This window comes from Mycobacterium sp. (genome assembly GCF_035653355.1).
In the GTDB taxonomy this organism is placed as follows: domain Bacteria; phylum Actinomycetota; class Actinomycetes; order Mycobacteriales; family Mycobacteriaceae; genus Mycobacterium.
In genome coordinates this window covers 1-4104 of the sequence record NZ_DASRBZ010000515.1, presented here as the reverse complement: position 1 = coordinate 4104, position 4104 = coordinate 1, and the positions used below count along the sequence as shown (strand labels likewise).

Genomic DNA, 4104 nt, shown 5'->3' with positions numbered 1-4104 from the left:
CCGGCCGGGGTGGAGTCCCAGGCCATCGGCTGCGCGGCGGTGAACGCGGTGCCCGTACCGGCGCTTGCGCGCAACGCGCCATGCGCGCCGGCGGTGAACGACACACCGTTGTCGGCGCTGACCCTGAACGTCAAAGTCTTGAGACCAGGGTCGGCGGCCGCGGCCGCGTCGTGCACGATCAGCACCTCGTGGTATCCGGTGTCCACCGCCTGGACGTGCAAGTCGACCCCGGACAGCACATTCGGGTACGTGGCCGTGTCGCCCGCGATGGTCGGCGCCGGCAGCGCGCCGGGCCAGGAGACCGAGATGCGCTTGCCGCTCACCGGATCGGTCGCGACCACCAACGGGCCGCTGCCGCCGGCGGAGAACACCACCGGTTGCGCGGTGGCGATCGGCGTCCAGCCGGCCGCCGTGCGGGTGAGGTCCAAGTCGATCGGGTGCCAGGCGCCGTTCTGCTTGACCCGCACCGGCATCGAGGTAGAGGTCAGCTGGAACCCGCCGGTGGGCAGCGCGGTGACCGCGGTGGTCTCGGTGGTCTCCGCGTCCACGGCCACGGCCTTGCCGGTCGCGCGCGCCCGCGCCGAGGCGCTGATCTCGGCGGACCGGCCGGTCCCCGGCACCGGGCTCTCGCCGATTTTCGCCTTTCTCGGCCCGACCCCGGTCGGCCCGGTGTGCGGCGTGTTCGTGCCAGATGACGCGCTCGGGTTCGGGCTCGAACTCGGATTCGGCGTCGCGGCCTGAGCCGGTAGCGTGCCGACCACCAGGACGGCGGCGGTGAGCGCCGCGATTCCGGTTATTCGTCCCCTACGATCTATTCGCTTGACTGGGATATGGCCCCGTGTGATCATGCCCATCAGTTCTCTCAAACTCCTGTCACCGATCTGCGCGAGCTAGCCAACGGTAGCGCGTCAGACTCCTGTGTGGCGTGAATATTGAGATCTGATGTGCCGTTTACGTGCGGGGTTCGTATACATAGGCTGATTTGTGTTGGCCTGAGCGAGGGGCGGGTACGTCCGTTATGGGGATATTCTTAGCTTCACGTTCACGCCTGAGACACCATGCGGCGCTGGTCATGCCGCTGGTGCTGACAACCATTCTGGTGAGCGGGCCGGCGCTTGCGTCGAACGTGGTCTTCCACGCTCCGGCGGCGCAGCAGGTCACGGTGCTGCCACGCACGTCGCAGAGCACGAGGGCCGCTCGCCTGCCGGCTACGCCGCATCCGGCGAAGGCCGGCACGGCGTGGCCGGCGGCCGGTTCGGCGGTCGCGGCGGTCCCGTCGGCGACCGCGAAGGCGGGCCGGGCCGGTTCGCTGCCGGTGCTGGTGAAGGCCGCGGCCGCGACGGTGAGCGGGCACGCCGCCGGGACGGCGGTATCGCCGTCGTCGGTCGCCGTGAAGGTCCTCAGCCACAGCGCCGCGACCGCGGCGAAGGTGTCCGGGGTCTTGTTCACCCTCGCTCCGGAGACCGGCTCGGGTCCGGTGTCAGTGAGCGTGGACTACTCCTCGTTCCAGAACGCGGGCGGCGCGGACTTCGCCGGCCGACTGCGCCTGGTCGAGCTCCCCGCGTGCGCGCTGACCACCCCACAGGTGGCGGCGTGTCAGAAGCAGACGCCGCTGGCCTCGACGAACGACGGCGCAGCGAAGACGGTCACCGCGACGGTGAACTTGGCCGCGCCGAGCAACTCGGCCTCGATGCGGTCGGCCACCCCGGGCGCCTCGCCGGCGGTGAATGGCGCCCAAACTATGGTGTTCGCCGCGGACACCGCCGGCTCCGGCACGAACGGCGACTTCACCGCCGCGCCGGTCTCGCCGTCCGGAACGTGGAGCCAGGGCGGCGCGGCCGGTAACTTCACTTGGGCGTATCCGCTCAACGTGCCCAAGCCCCCCGCCGGCGCGGCGCCGCACATCGCGCTGAACTACGACTCCGCCGACGTCGACGGGCGCATCGCCACCACGAACAACCAGTTCGGACTCATCGGCGAGGGCTTCACCCTCTCCAGCAGCTACATCTCCCGCGCGTACACGGACTGCGCGGACGACCCCGAGGGCGCGATCGCCAACGACTACGACAACTGCTGGGCCGGACAGGTCGTCACCTTGGTGCTCGACGGCAGGTCCACCCCGCTGATCGTGGACTCGCACGGCACCTGGCACGAGGAGCAGGACTCCGGGGACCGGGTGCAGTTCCTGACCGGCAGCTCCACCGACACGGCCAACGGCACCCACGACAACGGCTACTGGCTGGTGACCACGCCGGACGGCACCCAGTACTACTTCGGCAAGAACCGAGGACCGGGCTGGGCGTCCGGTGACGCCTCGACGAACTCGACCTGGACCGAACCGGTGTACGGCGCGCACTCGGGCGACCCGTGCTACAACGCCACCTTCGCCGACGCCTCCTGCTCGCAGGCCTGGCAGTGGAACCTCGACTTCGTCATCGATACGAACGGCAACGCCCAGGCGTACTACTACCAGCCCGAAGTCAACTACTACGGCGCGGACCAGAAGACCACGCCGGTGGCGTACGACCGCGGCGGGTACCCGACTGAGATCGACTACGGGCTGCACGAGAGCGGCGGATCGATCTACGGCAGCTCCGCCCCGCAGAAGGTCGTGTTCGGCACCGACGTGCGCTGCTTCGCCGGCGGCTCCACGACCTGCGACTTCAACAGCACGAACACCGCGGCGTGGCCGGACACCCCGGTCGACCAGCTGTGCGCCTCGACCGGCACCTGCAACAACCCCGCGCCGACGTTCTTCAGCGAGTACCGCGTCGACAAGATCACCACGGAGTACTACCCCGCCGGCTCCACCACGCCGCTGCCGGTGGACGGCTACACGCTCGGGCAATCGTTCTCCACGCAGGGCGACGACGAACTGCTGCTCAACTCGATCACCCGCACCGGCTACAACGCATCCGGCGCGACACTGGCCGAGCCGCCGGTGGACTTCACCTACGCCAACGGCCTGATGAACAACCGGGTGCCCGGCTACAACACCGAACCGGGGATGCTGCACTGGCGGCTGACTGGGATCGAAACCGAGACCGGCGAGCTGATCGACGTCTTCTACTCCACGACCTGCGCGCTGACCGACATCCCGGCGGACCCGTCGCAGAACACCGGCCTGTGTTACCCGGTGTACTGGACGCCCGCGGGCAAGAAGGCCGCGATCCTCGACTACTTCAACAAGTACGTCGTGACAAAGGTCACCGTAGCCGATCCCGAGGATCTGACACCGCAGCAGATCACCCAGTACCAGTACCCGCCCGGCGCAGTGCTCTGGCACTACGACGACAACCAACTGGTCAAGGCGGCCAACCGCACCTATGGGCAGTTCCGCGGCTATCCCGAGGTCGACACGCTGTTCGGCGACACCACGAACAACAGCCCCAACGGCACCGCGGACGCGCAGACCGAGACCAAGACGCTCTACTACCGCGGCCTGAACGGCGACGTGCTGCCCAACAACGGCACCCGCACCGCGAACGCCACCGACTCGCTAGGCGACTCCTACCCGGACAACAACGCCTTCGCCGACCAAGTGCTGGAGACCGAGAAGCTCCAGGGCGTCAACGGCCTCGAGATCGCCGCCACCATCAACACCTTGGCCGTGACGGCGACCACGGGCTCGATGACGGTATCCGGGCTGCCCACGCTGAACGCGACGATGGTCGCCCCGGCCCAGGTGCGCACGATCACGGATCTCGCCGCCGGCGGAACCCAGGTCAAGACGGTGAAGACCACGTATGACGCGTTCGGCCGCCCAGTGCTGACCGACACCTCGGGCCCGACCATCGCCGAGTCCTGCCAGCAGACCACGTATGCCGGTCCGCTGCCGAAACCGCAGACGAGCACCCCGAGCGTGTGGATCACCGGCGCGGTCGCTGAGTCGATCACCGCCGCCCAGGCCTGCCCCGCGTCTGCCGGATCGTTGACCACCGCGAGCATCCTCTCGGACACCCGCACCTATTTCGACGGCTCCACCACTCTCGGCGCCGCGCCCTCAGCCGGGAATCCGACGAGCGTGTCTAAGGCTGTCACCGATACCTCCGGCACCCTGACTTTCCAAACCGACTCGACCACCGGCTATGACGCGATGGGCCG

Annotated in this window: 3 protein-coding genes; 2 read left to right on the top strand and 1 reads right to left on the bottom strand. The window is 68.7% G+C overall.

Going from position 1 to position 4104, the window contains the following annotated elements; genetic code table 11:
* Positions 1–548 (bottom strand): hypothetical protein (locus VFA16_RS17740; RefSeq protein WP_324969078.1); only part of this gene is annotated, 548 nt, incomplete at its 3' end.
* Between VFA16_RS17740 and VFA16_RS17735 the strand changes: the two genes are divergently transcribed.
* Together VFA16_RS17735 and VFA16_RS17730 are read left to right on the top strand one after the other, a co-directional pair.
* Positions 532–741, top strand: a complete 210-nt coding sequence (locus VFA16_RS17735) for a hypothetical protein (protein ID WP_324969077.1) — start codon at positions 532–534, stop codon at positions 739–741. The two genes, VFA16_RS17740 and VFA16_RS17735, sit on opposite strands and share 17 nt — an antisense overlap.
* Before the next feature lie 331 nt (positions 742–1072).
* Positions 1073–4104, top strand: a 3032-nt coding sequence (locus tag VFA16_RS17730; protein WP_324969076.1) for a hypothetical protein, incomplete at its 3' end; no start/stop codon positions are given.